Annotated in this window: 12 protein-coding genes; 9 read left to right on the top strand and 3 right to left on the bottom strand. The window is 55.9% G+C overall.

What is annotated here, in order from left to right; genetic code table 11:
• Positions 1 to 104 precede the first annotated feature (104 nt).
• Positions 105 to 707: a cysteine dioxygenase family protein gene (locus JSS75_09090; protein MBS1903845.1), complete on the top strand. Its 603-nt coding sequence runs from the start codon at positions 105 to 107 to the stop codon at positions 705 to 707.
• Positions 708 to 719: 12 nt separating this feature from the next.
• Here the strand turns inward: JSS75_09090 and JSS75_09085 are convergent, their stop codons facing one another.
• A complete protein-coding gene (locus JSS75_09085; GenBank protein MBS1903844.1) occupies positions 720 to 2,012 on the bottom strand; it encodes a DUF4010 domain-containing protein in 1,293 nt (430 codons plus the stop codon).
• A 358-nt stretch (positions 2,013 to 2,370) separates the two neighbouring features.
• Between JSS75_09085 and JSS75_09080 the strand changes: the two genes are divergently transcribed.
• The 3 genes from JSS75_09080 to JSS75_09070 all read left to right on the top strand — a co-directional run bounded on the left by JSS75_09080 (position 2,371) and on the right by JSS75_09070 (position 9,225).
• The gene (locus JSS75_09080) at positions 2,371 to 5,241 is read left to right on the top strand and encodes a T9SS type A sorting domain-containing protein (protein ID MBS1903843.1); all 2,871 of its coding nucleotides are present in this window, start codon (positions 2,371 to 2,373) and stop codon (positions 5,239 to 5,241) included.
• A gap of 18 nt (positions 5,242 to 5,259) precedes the next feature.
• A complete protein-coding gene (locus JSS75_09075; GenBank protein ID MBS1903842.1) occupies positions 5,260 to 8,139 on the top strand; it encodes a hypothetical protein in 2,880 nt (959 codons plus the stop codon).
• Positions 8,140 to 8,403: 264 nt separating this feature from the next.
• Entirely contained in the window at positions 8,404 to 9,225 is an 822-nt protein-coding gene (locus JSS75_09070) for a TPM domain-containing protein (GenBank protein ID MBS1903841.1), read from the top strand.
• Between the two features lie 10 nt (positions 9,226 to 9,235).
• Here JSS75_09070 and JSS75_09065 read toward each other — a convergent pair whose 3' ends face one another.
• Positions 9,236 to 9,934 carry a ComF family protein gene (locus JSS75_09065; GenBank protein ID MBS1903840.1) on the bottom strand — a complete coding sequence of 233 codons (699 nt, stop codon included), beginning with the start codon at positions 9,932 to 9,934 and terminating at the stop codon, positions 9,236 to 9,238.
• Between the two features lie 56 nt (positions 9,935 to 9,990).
• Positions 9,991 to 12,030, bottom strand: coding sequence for an excinuclease ABC subunit UvrB (gene uvrB, locus JSS75_09060; GenBank protein ID MBS1903839.1), 2,040 nt, complete (start codon positions 12,028 to 12,030; stop codon positions 9,991 to 9,993).
• Between the two features lie 204 nt (positions 12,031 to 12,234).
• On the opposite strand from uvrB, the gene JSS75_09055 reads away from it, so the two are divergent.
• The 5 genes from JSS75_09055 (at position 12,235) to JSS75_09035 (ending at position 18,457) form a co-directional block, all read left to right on the top strand.
• Entirely contained in the window at positions 12,235 to 12,894 is a 660-nt protein-coding gene (locus JSS75_09055; GenBank protein MBS1903838.1) for a DUF1211 domain-containing protein, read from the top strand.
• Positions 12,887 to 14,626 carry a TIR domain-containing protein gene (locus JSS75_09050; GenBank protein MBS1903837.1) on the top strand — a complete coding sequence of 580 codons (1,740 nt, stop codon included), beginning with the start codon at positions 12,887 to 12,889 and terminating at the stop codon, positions 14,624 to 14,626. The genes JSS75_09055 and JSS75_09050 overlap by 8 nt, the downstream gene beginning before the upstream one ends.
• 295 nt (positions 14,627 to 14,921) lie before the next feature.
• Positions 14,922 to 15,149: a zinc ribbon domain-containing protein gene (locus JSS75_09045; GenBank protein ID MBS1903836.1), complete on the top strand. Its 228-nt coding sequence runs from the start codon at positions 14,922 to 14,924 to the stop codon at positions 15,147 to 15,149.
• 135 nt (positions 15,150 to 15,284) lie between these two features.
• The gene (locus tag JSS75_09040) at positions 15,285 to 15,710 is read left to right on the top strand and encodes a hemin receptor (protein MBS1903835.1); all 426 of its coding nucleotides are present in this window, start codon (positions 15,285 to 15,287) and stop codon (positions 15,708 to 15,710) included.
• Between the two features lie 131 nt (positions 15,711 to 15,841).
• Positions 15,842 to 18,457, top strand: a complete 2,616-nt coding sequence (locus JSS75_09035; GenBank protein MBS1903834.1) for a hypothetical protein — start codon at positions 15,842 to 15,844, stop codon at positions 18,455 to 18,457.
• Positions 18,458 to 18,581 lie beyond the last annotated feature (124 nt).

The following is an 18,581-nucleotide window of genomic DNA, read 5'->3' as shown; positions in this document are numbered from 1 at the left end:
GGCCAACCGATGAACGACCATCGGACACTGCGTGACAGCATCGCGGAAACGCTTCCTCGAAAACCATTGTATCTTCGTTCGAATACTTTCATTGCACTCATTCTATGGCCGCTACGATCGAAACGCTTGCGCACGCTCTCGATAACGCACCCGACTATTCCGTGGGAACACTCGAGCGCATCCTGCTCGAGAACCTGCCGTCGCCCGAGGAAGTCGTGGCACTCGCCGATACAAGCATGCCATACGGACGGACGATCCTTCGCCTCAACGATAAGTACGAAATGATCATCGGTTGCTGGCCGCGAAACGGCTGGTGCGATGCCCACGATCACGGCGATGCAGAAGGTGTCGTCTATGGATGCAGCGGCGAGGTCGAACATTTCGATTACCGCTTCAATGGCGACACGCTCGAACTCTACGAACAGTCGACGATCAAGAACGGCCAGCACATGCGCCTGCCGAAGGATATGATCCATTCGCTGGCGAATGTTACTTCCGACGAACCCTACGTCGGGCTGCACATCTATTCGCCTGCTGCGACGAATGTCCGGGTTTTCGATACTCGCAACGGGGATATTTATCATGTGACGGACGATGCGGCATCGGTCGTACCGCGTGACGAGGCACAGATCCGCATGGTCGAACGCGGGAAGTTCTCGTATCGCAATCTCGTCAAAGAGCAGCAGCGCCAGACCCAGGAAGTCTGAGCGCGCATTGCATCAGGACCACAATACACCCACCACGATCGAAGCGCCGAGCACGGTCGCTACAAGCACGACGTATCCGATCATCAGCGGACGCCGTAATTCCTTCGCACATAAGAGCAGCGAGTACACTCCATGCAAGAGCGTGTTGCCGGCCACCGCGTTGATCGTTGCGGTTGCAATGACTGCGGCCGGCAGGGTGGTCGCATGTGTTTGGTAGAGGTTGATGATAAACGGATTGATGTCGGTGAGTCCGACGATATAGGAAAGAACGGTCAGGCCCAAGCTCCCGTACGTTGCGATAACATAACTTGTCAGCAACGCGAAAATCATATATAACCCGCCGAAGAGGATCGCAACACGCAGTTCGAGCGGGTTGCTGTCGATGATGCCCGTCGAGGAGGTGTTAACGACTGTCGGCTCGATCTTTCGGTGCATGAAGTATGTCGCGACAGTGCCAACGAGGATCATTGCGGCAAAGACCGGCGCCGTCTCGGATGCCAGCGGCTGATTGAAGATCGCAATAATAATCCAGACTCGCAGAAAGAGCATCGTGTTTGCCGCAAGGATCGCCGCAGTGTATTCATACCGGCTGCCCGGTACCTCTTTCGATTTTTTGGCGAGGATAAATGTCGTTGCCGTGCTGCTGTAGAGTCCGCCGAGTACGCCGCTGAGCAACAGTCCGGCATTCGGAAACATGAACTTGCGGACGAGATAGCTGATGTACGAAATGCTCGAGATCACGACGATGGCAAGCCAGAGTTTGTGCGGCGAGATGGCAATGTAGGGGATGAACTCGCGGTCCGGCACGAGAGGCAGGATTACGCCGGTGATCACCAGAAACTTCGAGAGTGTCAGAAACTCGCCGCTGAGGATCTTCGAGGAGAACGCTTTGATCTGCGGCTTGATCTCCGAGAGCGTCATGACAATCACGATCACTAACAGCGAGAACCAGCGCTCCTGTGTGATGATAAATGCCGGCAGTACGTACACGACGAATGCAAGCACGATCGCAGTGATGCCGTACGTCTGTTGGTTTTGCGACCGCAGGAAATAATACACCGCCAACAGCCCGCCGATCATACAAAAGCCTGTCAGGTAGGCCGTCAGACTTCCAGGGGTAATGACATAGAGGATGAAGCCGAGCGTGCCGATGAAGGCGAAGGTGCGGTCGGTGCCGAAGACTTTCGAGCGTTCTTCTTCGCCGAGGCGATTGTTGAGTTCGATGCCGATCAGCAGTGAGAACACGACGCTCAATACGAAATCGACGATCAGCTTCGATTCTGCGGGCGCAAGTAACTGGTTCAAACGGGAATCCTCCTGTCGGACAAAACTACGGATTTTTTACGCTCCTCTCCGTCGGCATGGTGAATCGATATTCGCACAACACTTTATTTGTAACCTTTTGAACTGGTGCGTGTCATTTAGTTGTGAACGTCATGTACTACTTCTCCTGGTGAACGCGAAATAAACGAGAAGAGCGGACAGGCTCCGCACGTCCTCCGCACAAGCCGCATTCCATGCGATGAACGCTTTGCTGTTGCAAGCGCTCGCCGTTCGGAGTGCGCATTGTGCTTGTATAGATCGATGCCCATGTAATTTTCAAAAAACATTGCAACCTTCGTGCATCTGACGGGTCAATTATGCGTGACCACAATCTTCGTCTATGCACTATCGTTACCGGTTCGCAGTCGTTCTCATCCTCATCGCCGCCGCAATTCACGCTCAACAGCTGGGCATCCCGAGCGACGGCCGAGAATATTTCCTCGGCATTGCGACGCCGAGCGTCGAAGCGCAGCTCGTCGGCGGGACTGCGCGATATGGTGTAAACGCACTGATTACCAGTCTTGGCGAGAATGTGGTGACCGTATCGTATATCGGCACGGATGGTGCGGAATTTGGTGCGCACTCCTACCGGGTCTCGGCGAACACATCCCTACAAGTGTCGCTGGATCTCGGTAGGATGAGCACCACGAGTGTTGCGCCCGACCAGGCGACATACAACACCTGTCATATCGTTGCGACGGCGCCGATCTCGGTGTTGTGTTATAGCAGTGGCGGCTGCGCCGGCGGCTCATATCTCGCGCTGCCGTTGCAGTGCTGGGGCAAACGATATGTCGTCATGAGCTACACGGACAACCCTGCCGGAATCGGCGGGATCGTCTCGAACGAACGATCGCGCGGCGGCTTTCAGGTGATCGCCGCTTCGAATGCAACCCGAGTGACGATCACGCCATCGACAACCACTGCCGGTGGCCATATCGGGGCGATCTCCGGTGCCGGGTCCGACGGAACACCAAGACCGTTCGACGTGGTGCTCGACCGGGGCCAATCGGTCACAATCTATTCCGATGGCAGCGACGCCTCGAACGATATCACCGGAAGCCAGGTAACGGCCGACAAACCGGTCGCCGTACTTGCAATGCACGAGAACGCGTTCCCGCTGGCCGGGAGTGTCGGATCGCACTACGATGAAGGACGAGATTTTATGATGGAGCAGTTGATCCCCGCCGAATGCTGGGATACGTCTTCCGTGATCAGCATTCCGTTTGTCGATTCCGGACAACCGGCTGAAGGTGGGGAAGGCGACGAGATTCGCATCGTCGGCCTGAATCCATCGGCAAGCACCACAGTGAACGAAGTAACGACCGGCGCGACACTTTCTGTAAATCCGTTCTCGGCCGTGAGCAGATCGTCGGTAACCACGGCACAGACGTACCGATCGACGCAGGCATTCGGCGCGATGATGTACGATCAGCGGATGCAAGGTGCGAGCGGGCCGTATCCTGCACCCTCGATGATGAGCCTCGTACCGTCGAGCAGGTGGAAAAGCGAATTCGCATTCGTCGTACCACCTACGACTGGGATGAATTCGTACGCATCGTATATCACCCTCATCGTCCCGAAGTGGGAGTGGGATCAGGGCAATCTGCTGGTTTCGGTGAACGGCGCTGCATTTACGACACTACAAAGCGCAGGAATCTCCGTGAAACGGATGGTCTCCGTACCGGACGAACCATACCTACGAGGACTTATCCTCTCGATCGGGCCCGGAGCTTATCGCATCGTCAATGCTCGGGCCGGACAAGCGCACCCGTACTATCGTGAAGACACGCTTACATTCCCAATGATGGCCTACGGATACGGAATGCGAGCCTATTCGCCGGACGGTGACGTACTCGACGAAAGCGGAGACGATTTCTTCACCGAATATGCGTCCCCGCTCGGGATGTCATACGGTAACTCGAGTATTCCGCGACCCACGATGAGTGCAGATGTTACCGACGAGTGTACACATTGGCACGTCTGCTTGCATTCGACTGGCGCTGCAACGAACGGGATTCGCTATATCGAGTTATTGAACTACGCAAACTATGAAACCGGCGCAGGCAACGACATTGCCCATAACGTGATGTTCGATCCACTGCTCGATCCGCTCGGTAAAGGTGAGATCGTTCTCGATGGCGCAGAACAGGAGTATTGTTTCGATGTGCTCAAGCGCTCGCAGGCAGATACCGCCTTCGGCTCGATCGCCTTTTACGACAATTCGGGTCGGGGGATGATCGTGCCAGTTAGCGGCTTGCTGACTCTCTACGCTCAGCCGAGCGGTCAATTAGGATATGGGGCAAATCGCACATACACGTTCGGCACCGATACGCTCGGCAGTACACGCTGCGGAGATTTATGGTTGTATGCCAATCAGTATGAGACCGGATCTGCAGAGATCACTTCGATCCGCATAACTGGTGACACGTCTGCATTTCATATTACCAATGCACTTCCAGCATTCCCGTTGCGCATCGAAGCGAATTCGTCCGTTTGGCTCGAACTCTGTTGTACGACGCATGCTCTCGATACATCTTATGCCGATGTCGTCGTGGAATATGGATGCCGCTCGCAGACATTCCGGCTGTCCGCGGTTGCAACAAGCGGATATATTCACGTGGATGATATACGATATCATGACACCAAGGTCGGGGCAGAAGTGTGTTCGACACTGGTCGTGACCAACACCGGGAATGCGCCACTCTGGCTCGATGGATACCGACTGAACGATACGAGCAACTTCCGGGTGAAGCCGAATCCGAAAGGGTATTCGCTCCCGCATCGTATTGTCCAGGGCGACACGATGACCTTCACCGTTTGTTTCCGCCCGACTCGTGCCGATACCCTTCGAACAGAGATGGAGTGGCTGACTTCGGTTGCCGATACGGTCGAGCCTGAGTTGCCGCGTATCTCGCATCTCATGGGGCGAGGATTTATCCCAGTCGATGACGTCGCTGCCGAACCGATGGAGGATATCGGGTTGATGGCTTCGTTCTCGGATGGAACGCTCCATATCAATACGTCATCGACGTTGACGGCGTATGCATCCGTATGCGTGTACGATCTCATCGGTCGCCAAGTCTGGAGCATTCGGCTTGATCCAGGGTGGAGCGGTGGACGGTATGCGCTTTCAAATCTTGCCGCCGGTACATATATCGTACGATTCGAAACCGACCGCATGCATCGTAGCATTGTGTTGCATGTGCAGTAATTAGTAACTAAGAAGAAGATGCGATCTATAGCAAATAATTGCCTCACAGTTGCGAGCGGACTTCTGTGCCTCTTGCTATCAGCCGCGGTGCCGTACGCACAGCAGCTTACGAATGCCGGGCGTGAATTCTATATTGGCATGCCCGCACCGTCGATCCTCTCGGATAATCTGCCGATTCTCGTGAATGGAAAAACGATCGCCAGCGGCTACGCAGCCAAAATGTTTTTGATGAGCGACGCGGAGGATACAGTCAATATCAGCTATTTCGCATCGGATGGGAGCGAACACCTTGCGTCGCATCTGGCGGTCCACCCCGGTCACGCCCGGATCGTCCCGCTGGATTCGTCTCAGGTTCTTTCGAATCGTGTCGGTGAAATCGCAGAGTACCGCACATGTCATATCACATCGCAGACACCGCTTACGGTGATGGTATATTCCGAAGGAAGCGGAGCTGGCGGTGCGTATCTGGCGTTGCCACGATCTGCATTAGGAAAGGAATATGTCGTCTGTACCTATCCGCACGTAATAGAAGAACCGAGCAGCGATATCTTCGAGATCATCGCCACGTCGGATAGCACGCACATTACGATCGTACCGGTCGCAACCACGCAACGGCGCCGCGCTGGTGTGCTATGCGGAGATAGCGCTACCGGCAGCTACCACCCATTCTCGATCGTGTTGTTGCGCGGTCAATCGTACACCGTTCGTATTCAATCAGGACTATTCTGTTCCGAGGCAGGAAGTTCTGTCGTAGCAGACAAACCGATCGTTGTAATCGCTGCGCATGGGGCTGCAACAACGAGCGGCAGCGACCTGTACACAGATTTTGGGTCGACGAATTTCATGGTCGAGCAACTGGTGCCAAGGATGTGCTTCGATTCTGCAGGATACATTGCAGCGCCGTTTGTAGAGCCGAGCACAATTCATGCCGGCATGGGAGACGAGGTTGTGTCCTATACGGGTGCGATCGGCATGATCGATCCTGTCGATACGACGAATACTGTGGTGAGCCATGGCAATGGCCTCTACGCACAAACCCTCGTATCGTACACTGCCGGTGCAAGTGCGCCCGTCACAATCGGTAGTAACGAAGAGTTCTACAGCACGAATGGCCATCCGATCTCAGTGATGCAGTTCGATCAGCGCTCACAGACGAGTGTCCCGCCGTATACTGCGCCGGAAATGATGACGATCGTTCCGATGTCGCAATGGACCAATCGATTCACGGTGTGTGTCCCTCCGAACCAGTACGACTCGCTTGGTACCGACTATGTCAATATCATCGGCCGCCGGAGCGCCTATCTCGGGGATTCGATTCTTGTCAGTATCGACGGCGGGGGATGGCAATCGCTTCGTACGGCGTTCGCGATGCAATCGACATCGGTCAAGACGTTGAATATGTCGAATCTGTTTTCGGCGCAGATCCGTCTTTCTGCGGGAACATACAGATTTGTCGAAGGGGGAGGGCTACGACCGGACAAGGGTGGCTCTGCGTTCATGGTGTATTCGTACGGGATGCGCTATTACAATCCGTACGGAGCGTTCATCGACAGGAATGGCATCACACGGTTCTATGAATATGCGGCACCGGCCGGGATGGCGCTGCGATCGCTGCGAGCAGGACAGTCACGCTTGCACGTGAGCGTCCGGCGCGATTGCGTACCCTGGACTGTATGTGTACACGACAGCGGGGGCCCGAACAACGGGATACGATTCGTAGAAATCCGTTCGACACAACAACAAGAGGACGGCTCATGGAAATATGTGCGACCGGAAATTGCATTTGAGAATAGTGTCGATCCGATGCAACTTGGTGAGATCGTACTCTCGGGGACAGATACCGAATATTGTTTCGCCGTAAAACCGTTGCATTCGCACGACAGCGGGAGTGCGTTGATCGCCGTGTACGATAATTCGGGAGCATCGGTCTATGTCGATCTCGGCACTCCGTTGCTCTCGCTGCAAGCACAGGCGCCGTTTCACACGCGAGGTAATAACCAGGGATTTGATGCAGGAGTGCTTCCGCTCGATAGCGAGCGGTGCGCAACCGTTTACTTGGTCAATCCGTCCGGCTCGAACGAAGATGTCCCGATCGATTATATTGGGTTGAGCGATCCGGGGCGCAACTACTCGTTGCAAAGCATACCGAATCTGCCGATCACGCTTCACCCTGCGGATACGCTGCGGCTTGACATCTGCTTCCATCCACATGATACCGGATCGATTAACGAGGAGGTCATCCTCCGTACGCCGTGTGACGCATTTTATCGTTATTCGCTGACAGGCATCGGCGCTACGGGAATACTACAGGCTGACGATATCGCATTCGGGCCCGTCTCGGTCGGGGCGACAGAATGTCGACAAGTGGTGCTTCGAAACGTCGGTACACAGGTTCTGCATATCCTTCGTGGTGACCTGAGCGATACGAATAACTTCAGTGTCGATTCGACTGCAACGAGTTGGGTCTATCCGATGCCGATCAGGCCCGGCACGTACATCACAGCGACACTATGTTATCATCCTCAGTCAACCGACGCTCATAATGCAACAATTGATTGGCGTACGGATATTGCTGCCGATGCTCTTTCGCTCGGCAAACAGAGCACCACGCTGTCCGCCGATGCAGTGTCCGGTGTCGTGGGTCAGGTTACCCCGAGCGACCCTGAGCGCATATCGGCCTGGATCGCTCACGGACATCTGACAATCATTCGCTCAGGCAATGCCGAGTCGGATTACCAACTCGATCTGTTCGATATTCTAGGCAGGCGGATTGCCTCATGGGAGATTCGAGGGGGCGAACGCCGAGTGGTAGAATCCATACCTTCTCTATCTGGTGGTGAGTACATAGTACGAATGACAGATCGCGGTGTAGTAAGCAGTTGTTTCGTCAGGGATTAAGAGTAAATTGCTCGGCGCGTAACAGTTGATCGTTGGGTGCTCGCGGCGGCACTGGTTGGGGGTGGGGTAGTGTCTCAGTCTGAAACGGTGTAAGGAGCTGTGATTCTGAGCAACGCGAAGAATCCCTTTGGCGGAGCCTCACAAGGTTTCAGCAAGGGATTCTTCGCGTTGCTCAGAATGACGTTTAGAATACAGTCAAAACTGAGCCACTACGGGGAGGGGTGGGCGACACCTATCCCCAGGTCTCGGTGTTGCTCATATACTATGCTTCGCCCCATCCTTGCGGCGTTAATCGCTGCATTTCTCTTTGTATTGAGTGCACGCGCGGACGTCAATGTTCCGCATCTGACGACGCGCGTCTACGATGAAACCTCGACACTGACGCCCGATCAAGTCGAGGCACTCTCGCGCAAGCTTGCGATCTATGAGGATTCTACTTCGACGCAGATCGTCGTGGTGATCGTCAAGACACTCGGCGGCGCAGAGATCAACGATTATGCGACAACCCTCGGCAAGCAGAATGCAGTCGGTCAGTCGAAGAAGAATAACGGCGTCATCCTGCTGATTGCTATGCAGGAACACAAGACCTACATCGCAACCGGCTACGGGATGGAGCCGACGGTTACCGATGCGCTGGCGTCAGTCATTCTGCGCGATGTTCTCAAGCCGGCGCTTCGCAACGGCGATTTCTACGGCGGTATCAATGCAACGATCGATTCGATCGCCGCCGCAGCCAAAGGGGAATTCAAAGGGACCGGTTCGCATCGCGGGAAACGAAACTCGGATGACAGCGGCCCGATGGGGCTCGTCATCGTTGTGATCATTTTCATTATCATCGCCGTAATCCGCGGTGCGATCGGGACAGGACTTCGCAGAACGGTGGTCGGTTCGCAAGGAGCGAATCACGGCTTCATGAGCGGCTTTCTTTCGGCATTATTCTGGTCAAGCATTTTCCGCGGCGGCGGTCGTCGCGGCGGCGATGGTTGGGGAGGGTTTGGAGGCGGCGGCTCCGACGGCGGCGGCTTCAGCGGTTTCTCCGGCGGCGGTGGCGATTTCGGAGGCGGCGGGGCTGGCGGTGATTGGTAATCGGCGCCATTTACGCTTCCTCCGCATAACTAAACGCAACCACATCGATCGCCTTCGGTCCGGCACTATCGATCTCGGCTGCTGCGCTTGCCAGAGTTGCACCGGTTGTCATCACATCGTCGATCAATAAGACCGATCTTCCGCGGAGCCAGTCGGCAGCGTCTGCCCGAATGCGGAATGCACCTTTGACATTTTCCTCGCGCTCGGTTCTGTCCTTGTTCGTTTGCGTTTCGGTTTGTTTGATGCGTCGAAGCAGCGATGGCGGGGCGACGGGGATACCGGTAGATGCGGCGATACCGTGCGCGATCCGTTCCGCTTGATTATATCCGCGTTGGGCTAATCTCGTTCGATGCAATGGAATCGGTACGATCAGTTCGGCTGACGCAAACGCGTCGGGGATCTGCTCGACCAGTGTGTTCCCAAGGTGCGAGGCCAAGCGCATCATCGATGCATACTTTGAATGATGTACCAAGCTTTGGATTACGTTGCCGCGAGTGTATGCAAAACCGGCATGGAGTGTCGTGCGTGCATGGAGTGTGCGGAATCGGAACGAACGATCGTCGATATCGTCGCCAGCCGCAGGTAAGAGAATGCGCATCGAGAGCATGCAATCGGCGCACAAATATCGCTGCACGCCGAGTCGGTTCGCTCGCGTGTCGATATGGGCGTTGCAATGAAGGCAGACAGCGGGGAGTATGAATCCGAGCATCGTATCGAATAACGGCAACGTATAGCCGCTTCAAAGATACAACGCCGAGGCACCGGTTATTTTGCAGTCGCGAGGAAGCCGTCTTTTATACGGGTGATCTCATCACGCAGATCGGCGGCGCGTTCGAATTCCAGATCTTTTGCCGCTTGCTTCAGCTCCGCATTGTATTGGTCAATCAGCGCTTCGAGTTCATCCTTGCTCATCGACTTCAAAATAAAGCTCGGTGTCAATTCCTTCGGCTTGTGGGCCTCGCGCTCTAGTTTCTTCTCCTCGCGCTTCGCGTTGACATCGGCGACAGTGGTCGCCTGCATGATCTCCTCGTACGATTTCTTGATCGTTGTCGGTGTGATGCCGTGCTTCTGGTTATACTCCATCTGCAATTTCCGCCGACGATCGGTCTCGTCGAGCACGGCCTTCATCGAACGCGTGATGTTGTCGGCGTAAAAAATGACGAGCCCTTCTGCATTACGGGCAGTGCGTCCCGCCGTTTGCATGAGCGCCTTTTCAGAACGAAGGAAGCCTTCTTTGTCGGCGTCAAGGATGGCAACGAGCGAAACTTCCGGCAGATCGAGCCCTTCACGCAGCAAGTTGACGCCGACGAGCACATCGAAGTTGCCGACGCGCAGGTCGCGCAGAATCTCGACGCGTTCGAGTGCGTCGATCTCGGAGTGCAAGTACCGAACGCGCACACCGACTTTCGAATAGTAATCCGCTAAATCTTCCGACATCCGTTTGGTGAGTGTCGTGATCAGCACGCGCTCGCCGCGGCGCACTCGCGTTCTGATTTCTGCGAGCAGATCGTCGATCTGGTTGAGGATCGGACGGACTTCGATCCGCGGATCGAGCAAGCCCGTCGGGCGGATGATCTGTTCGACCACGACGCCATGCGCTTCTTTCACCTCGTATTCATCCGGCGTCGCGCTGACGTAGATGACTTGGTTGACCATCTTCTCGAACTCGTCGAAGTTGAGCGGACGATTATCGAGTGCGCTCGGCAGCCGGAAGCCGTGTTCGACAAGTGTCGTCTTGCGTGCGCGGTCGCCGGCGTACATTCCTCGTACCTGGGGAATGGTCTGGTGCGATTCGTCGATGACCATGAGAAAGTCATCGGGAAAGTAATCGAGCAGCACGGCCGGCCGTTCGCCTTCTTTGCGTCCGGCGATATGACGCGAGTAGTTCTCGACGCCCGAACAATACCCGAGCTCCCGGAGCATTTCGATATCGAGTCGTGTGCGTTGTTCGATGCGTTGTGCTTCGAGCAGTTTGCCGTTCATCCGGAAATACTTGAGCCTGCCCTCGAGCTCTTCTTCGATCTTGCCGATCGCTTCTTCGAGCATCGGACCGTTGGTCAGGAAGTAGCGCGCCGGGTAGATGTAGGCGCGATCGACTTCTTCGCGGACACGCCCGCTCAGACGCTCGATGAGGCTGATGCGTTCGACGACATCGCCGAAAAACTCGACTCGGAAACCGAATTCGTCTTCGTATGCCGGGATCACCTCGACGACATCGCCACGTACGCGGTACGCTCCGCGTTTGAACTCGACGTCGTTGCGCTCGTAGTGGATCTCGTGCAACGCACGCATAAAATGGTTGCGCTCGATCTGATCGCCCGCACGCACTTTGAGCATTTGCTTCGCATACTCATCCGGTGCGCCGATACCATAGATGCACGAGACGGAGGAGATGATAATCACATCGTCACGTCCGTCGAGCAGGGCGCTGGTAGCCTTGAGGCGCAGACGGTCGATCTCGTCGTTGATCGAGAGGTCTTTCTCGATGTAGGTATCGGTCGTCGGCAGATACGCTTCCGGCTGATAGTAATCGTAATAGGAGATGAAGAACTCGACCGCATTCTTCGGGAAGAACTGCTTGAACTCGCCGTAGAGCTGCGCGGCAAGCGTCTTGTTATGGCTGATGACGAGTGTCGGTTTGCCGATCTGCTGGATGACATTGCTCATCGTGAACGTTTTGCCCGAGCCAGTGACACCCAGCAGCACTTGTGCACGGTCATTACGCTGGATGCCCTCGACGAGTTGGCGGATTGCTTCCGGCTGGTCTCCGGAGGGTTTATAATCGGATACGAGTTCGAACGGCACGTGTTTTTCTCCTAATAATTTCTCGAATCAAGTTAGTACGTTTTTCGGGGAGGTTTGATTCGCAGGGGGTAGGTGCTTCTTTTGTTAAATCTCATACTCGGTTAACGACTGACGTACGAACGTTTTTAGCGTATCTTTACAGTTCGTCGTACCGTACGCGCTGTCCGCGCAAAGGTTTGTGCATTCCAGATTCGCACCGCCTCGATGGAAAAACGAAACACACTTACGAGCGGCACATCGCGCCTCGAAGCATTTACCGACGGCGTGTTTGCCATTGCGATCACGCTCTTGGTGCTCGACATCCACGTGCCGGTGCCGGGCCGCTCGCTCGTCCAGGGACTGCTGGCCGATTGGCCGACCTTTCTGGCGTTCTTGGTTGGGTTCTTCACGATTCTTGTCTGTTGGATCAATCATCATTACATGTTTCAGTTTATTCGTCGCAGCAACGGGCAGGTACTCTTGCTCAACGGGCTCAAGTTGCTCGTCGTCTCGGTCACGCCGTTCGTGACAGCAGTGCTCTCGAAATATTTGCAAGGGGCGGAGTCGGGCACGGCGGTCGTCATCTACACCGGCAACTTCGCGCTGATGGGATCGACGATGGGCTGCTTGTGGCACTATGCGAGCAGGAACGGCCTGGCAACGGCCGAATCCGCAACGGTGCTTCGAGCAAACGATACCCTTTATCTGTTGTCGTGTGTCGTGTCTCTTGGGATCTTCTTCGTCTCATTGATAAGTGTGACAACCTGTCTCGTCCTCTCCGCAGGCATGTTCGGACTGTTTCTCTTTCCGGAACGAACGGCACAGCGCATCGCGAGGCGACATCACTCCGCTTCGCACACACCGATCGTAGACCTGCATGGCTGAGATCTTCATCTCGTATTCCCGCAAGGACAGCACCCAGGCTGATGAGCTTGTAGAGCAGCTCACGAGCGCGGGTATAGAGGTCTGGATCGATAGAACCTCGATCGAAGCGTCCGCCAGTTGGTCCGCTGAGATCTCTCGCGCGATTGTTGCTTCGCGCGTGGTGATCGTGCTCTTAAGCACCGCTTCGGTTCGCTCCGAGAATGTCAGCAAGGAGGTTGCGCTTGCTGCAGAACATCGAAAAGGAATTCTGCCTATCCAGTTGGAGCCTGCAAACATGCCGGACGATCTGGCGTATCATCTTGCCGGCATCCAACGCATCCCTTTGAATGATGCAACAGGCATTGCTCGGGGGCTTTCGAAACTCGGCCTGACGATCGGCGATATTAATACGTTTGTCGTGCGCTCGAAACAAGATTCGCGCATGAGCCTCATGATATTGCCATTCGACGATCTCACTCCGACCAGTGAGGCAGCCTGGCTTGCCGACGGACTCTGCAGCGAGCTCATCTCGCGATTGAGCAGACTCCCCGAGGTCCGAGTTGTCGACTGGAACACCACACAACATTTTAAGGGAAGCAGGGTCAAGACGGTGGACCTTGCCCGCGAACTTGCAGTCCGATACTTCGTGCAAGGACAAGTCCGTACGCTGGGCAATACGCTCAAGGTTACGGTAATGATGCTCGATATTCGCTCAGGCGACCATATATGGTCGGAAAGTTTGCGAGGGAGCATTAGCGATCTCTTCGCGATCGAAGATGAGGTAGCCGAACGAGTCGTTGATGGTCTCCGGCTGGTGATCAGCGAAGTTGAGCGACGAGCGTTGGAAGCTCGGCCGACGCAGAATGCCGAAGCGTATGAGTTGTACCTTCGGGCACGTGAATGTTCGCAGCCAATGACACGAGACGGTCATGAGGCGGCGGTCTCATTGCTTGGTCGTGCGGTTGAGCTCGATCCGAGTTTCGCCGAAGGACATCTTGAGCTTGCCGCGACGATCATCCGGCTCTACAGCCTGCACGAGCAAGGCCAGGACGTGCTTCGGACGGCTCGCGCACACATTGAGCGTGCTGCATCTATTGTCGGTCCCACCAGCGATGTTTCGGAATTGCGCAGTTTATTGGCGCAAATGGAACGCGATGGAAATACTGCGCTGGAGCATGCACTGGAGTCTGTTCGACGAGACCCCGAAAATTTTGCAGCCTATCAATCGCTTGCATTGGCGTACCGCTCGCTCGGAAGGCTGGAAGAATCGGCACAGGCCTGGACGACCGCTGCCGATCTAAATCCGGATAAGGCGGAGCTAAGTAATCGGGTAGCCGTCGCGTATTATGAATTGGGCGACCGCGAACGTATGCGCGATGCGTCAAAGCGAGCCATTCCTGTGTTCGAGGCTCATCTTCGTAGTCACCCCGACGATTGGGGATCTCGTGTGGATTACATCACGCTCTTAGAATGGGCAGGGCACGAAGAACGTGCACTCGAGGAAGCCGAGAATGTAGAAGCCATGGAAGAATTAGACCCCCGTACGCTGTTTAATATCGCTTGTGTGTATATCCACATTGGTCATACCGATCGCGCGTTCCGCGCGCTCCGTCGCTCGATCAATCGTGGGCTGCGTACCATCGGCTGGGTCACAGAACTTCCGGACTTCGATCCCGTCCGTAATACCCCGGAGTTCGAAGCGATACTTGACGAATTGCGCGGTCGCATTGCCGAGGAGACAAGCAGTGACTGAGATTCTCATCTCGTATTCATCGAACGACCACGAGCATGCGCCAGAGCTGATACGATAGTCAAGCCTGTATCTCGACTCATCCTCCAATAATATTACCCTCCCGAAACTTCCTACTGCCGATTCTGCGCGATAATCGCCATCTTGGCCGAAGAAAGTGCAATTCTTGTCCGAAAAAATTCGAATGTTGGTCACCCGGACGGGCAAATTTGGTCATGGCCCGATATATTGGGTATATCGAATTTGAATTGAAAATATCGATCGATCGCAAATTCAATTTGACAGGTGCGATGACAATATGTCAGAGAACATACCGGTGCGCAGGAACGGACACGAACAGTTTGAAGGACTTATCGAATGTGATCGGTGCAAGACCTATAATTACCGCTCAAGCAAATATTGCTTGTATTGCGGAGCGGACCTTGCACGCCGGTGCGGGCGATGTGGCGCGGAAGTCGCCGACCGCCTTGCGCTCTACTGTACCGAATGCGGTACTGCACTCGCCAAGCCGAGCGGACAACAGTAGGGCCCAAATTTTATTGGTACTCCCTCTCTGTGGCTAGTATCAAACGACACACGGCCCGCTATGGGAATTCGAGGCTACTCGTCAGACTGTAGCGGGCCGTCATTTTAATAATCATTCACTATACTCAATATTACAATGACCGAACAAACGAAACAACTGGTGCAGGCTTCTTTCGAGAAGGTCGCGCCGATCGCCGATACCGCAGCCGAGCTCTTTTATAAAAAGCTCTTCGAACTCGATCCCTCGCTTCGACATCTGTTCCATAGCGACATGAAGGAACAGGGTCGCAAACTCATGAACATGATCGGCCTTGCCGTCAAGGGTCTCGACAATCTCGAAACGCTCGTTCCGGCAGTCGAACATCTCGGTCGCAGCCATAGCGGCTATGGCGTCACCGACCAGATGTACGAGACCGTCGCGACTGCACTGCTCTGGACGCTGGAGAAAGGGCTCGGCGACGAGTTCACCCCCGACGTGCGTGCTGCATGGGTCGACGTGTACACCGTGCTTTCGAGCACGATGAAGGCTGCTGCGAACGCCGACCGTGCGATCGCCGCATAAATAAATTTCCATTGCCAAGACGCAACGGACGTTTTTTATTTGACAATCGTCGAAAGAGAGAGTTCACAACGATCCCGCGCGTCAGTGTCTATCATCACCTGTTTCATTCCACACATTTATTCACTATTACTATGACTATTCGCACACGAATTGCAATTGCTTGCTTGCTCGTGATAGGCGCACTCAATGTTTCTTATGCGCAGGCTCCCCGCACACTGAGCTACCAAGGCTATGTTCTCGACGGATCGCAGCAACCGGTGACCGGTTCGCATGCAGTCACCGTCAAACTCTACGATCAGCCGAACGGCGGATCGGCGCTGCATAGCGAGACATTCACCACCACGATCACTGGCGGCGTTCTGAGCGTGACGCTTGGTTCGACCACTGCGATCGATGCCGCGCTCGGTTTCGACAAACCGTATTGGATCGGCGTGTCGATCGACGGCGCAGCGGAGCTTGCGCCTCGCACGGCACTGACCGCCGTACCGTATGCGCTGCATGCGGCAACAGTCGATGCGGGTGGCGCAGTCACCAGCATCAATAATCAACACGGCGCGATCACGATTCAGGGCGGCGGCGGCACGACGGTGTCGAACGTCGGCGGTGTCTTCACAATTAGCTCGTCCGGCGGCGGCGGTGGCAACGGCATTCAGGGCGTGCAATCGACCGACGGTTCGCTCGCCGTTACGAATGCAAACGGTCCGACGGCAACGATCAATATTGCGGCAGGCGGCGTGAAGAATACCGCGCTGGCTGACGGAAGTGTCACGACGGCTAAGATCGGCGACGGCGAAGTAACAACAGCGAAGATCGCCGACAACGCGGTGACCTCCGCGAAGATCGGCGCGAACCAAGTGACTGGCATTCAGATCCTCGGTAATTGTATCTCCGATGTACACATCGCCGACGGCGCGCTCTCGCTGTCGAAGTTGAAATCCGGCGGTGCATCGAGCGGTCAAGTACTCAAGTGGAACGGCACCGCATGGGCTCCGGGAACAGATAACACGGGAGGCGGCGGTGGCGGACTCACGCTTCCGTTCACCGGCAGCGGTACCAATGGCAATAGTCCCATCTTCAGCGTAACCAACAGCGGCAATAGCGGCACAGTGATCGCGGCCATCGGTGGCGGCGGCGCAGGGATCGGTACACAGACCGCAGCGTCGGTGTGGGCCGATGCAGGTCCGGGTTACTACGGTGTGGTCGGCACGAGCAAAGGCGGCAACGGATATGCAGGTGTGTTCGGTCGCGGTGCCGGTCAAACGCCGGGCGTGTATGCAAAAGCAGATTCGGGCAACGGCCTCTATGCGATCGGCAACGTAGGACATGCCGGTTACTTCGAGATCTCGAACAATGCGAACACGTCGGATGCCGTCTATGCAACGACCAACGGCAGTGGCAGCGTGATCACGGCGGTGCGCTCTTCGACAAGCGGCACGACCGGCGCGATCGTGGGCCAGTCTGCCTCGACGTCAAGCGGTGCGGTTGCGATCAAAGGCGAGTTGACGAACACGTCGCAGGGCGACGGTTCGGTGTCCGTGTATGGCAAGAACGACGGTACGTCGTCGCTCGGCATCGGCGTCGAAGGCTCGCAAGCCGGCGGCGGATGGGGCGTCTATGGTACAACGGTCTCCGGTCGTGGCGTCTATGGCGAATCGACTTCGGGCACGGGTGTGTATGCCTGGAGTTCGAGCGGCACAGGGTTGTATGCGACGAGCTCAACCGGCGTTGCGGGTCAGTTCTCGATCTCGAACTCGTCGAGTACGTCGAATGCGATCAGCTCGGCAACTGCGGGCAGCGGCGGGTATGCGGGTTCGTTCGCGAACACCAATTCTTCGACGAGTCAGGGTGCGTTGTATGCATCGTCGTCGAGCACTACGACGAATAGCATTGCGATCTACGCAACGGCGAATGCCGGCACGGGTGTGTACGGTATCAGCACGAGCGGCTCGGGCGGGTATTTCCAAATCACGAGCAACTCGAACTCGTCCGATGCACTCGTCGGCAAATCGGCCGGCTCGGGCAACGGTGTCTTCGGAACCCAGGCAACGTATTCGGCCAGCAGTGCCGGCGTGAAGGGATCGTCCACCGCATCGAACGGCACCGGCGTGATCGGCGAAGCGAACAGCGGTTCGTCGGCGTATGGCGTATGGGGCAAATCGGTTGACGGTCACGGTGTGCAGGCGACGGTGAGCGGTACCGGCACCGGGCTCTGGGTCAACCATAGTGGGACCAGCGGTAACCTCGCGGTATTCCAGGCATCGGGCTCGAACGTTGCGCGTATCGATCGCACTGGCAAGGGATTCTTTAACGGCGGCACGCAGAATTCCGGTGCCGACGTTGCCGAGGCATTTGCTGTCGATGGCGACCGCGCAAGCTATGAGCCCGGTGACGTGCTCGTCATCAGCACGAACGCCGACCGTCGCGTGGCCAAATCGAACAAGCCGTATTCAACACTCGTCAGCGGCGTGTACGCGACGAAGCCCGGCGTGCTCCTGACCGAGCGCGACGTGACGCAAGATATTTCCGATCTCGTGCCGATGGGCGTGGTCGGTGTCATCCCGACCAAGGTCTGCACCGAAAACGGCCCGATCAAGCGCGGCGATCTGCTCGTGACCTCGAGCAAGAGCGGCGTAGCGATGAAGGGCACGAACAAGAGCAAGATGCTCGGTGCGATCATCGGCAAAGCGCTTGGCGATTTCAGCGGGAAGGGCGTCGGGACCATCAACGTGATGGTGAATGTGAAATAAGTTGAGCGCTCGCTCAGGCAGGGGCTGCGCCAGTCTCTTGTGCACGTCGTTTCAGGCGACAGCCCCGGCAATTGTTGTGTAGGCGTTACACCCAGGTGCCGGTTCGGGCGAATCCCCGCCCGTG

The organism is Bacteroidota bacterium, from assembly GCA_018266755.1.
In the GTDB taxonomy this organism is placed as follows: domain Bacteria; phylum Bacteroidota; class Ignavibacteria; order Palsa-1295; family Palsa-1295; genus JAFDZW01.
Note: the sequence above shows the minus strand (reverse complement) of the source record. Positions and strands in the feature narration are given on the sequence as shown.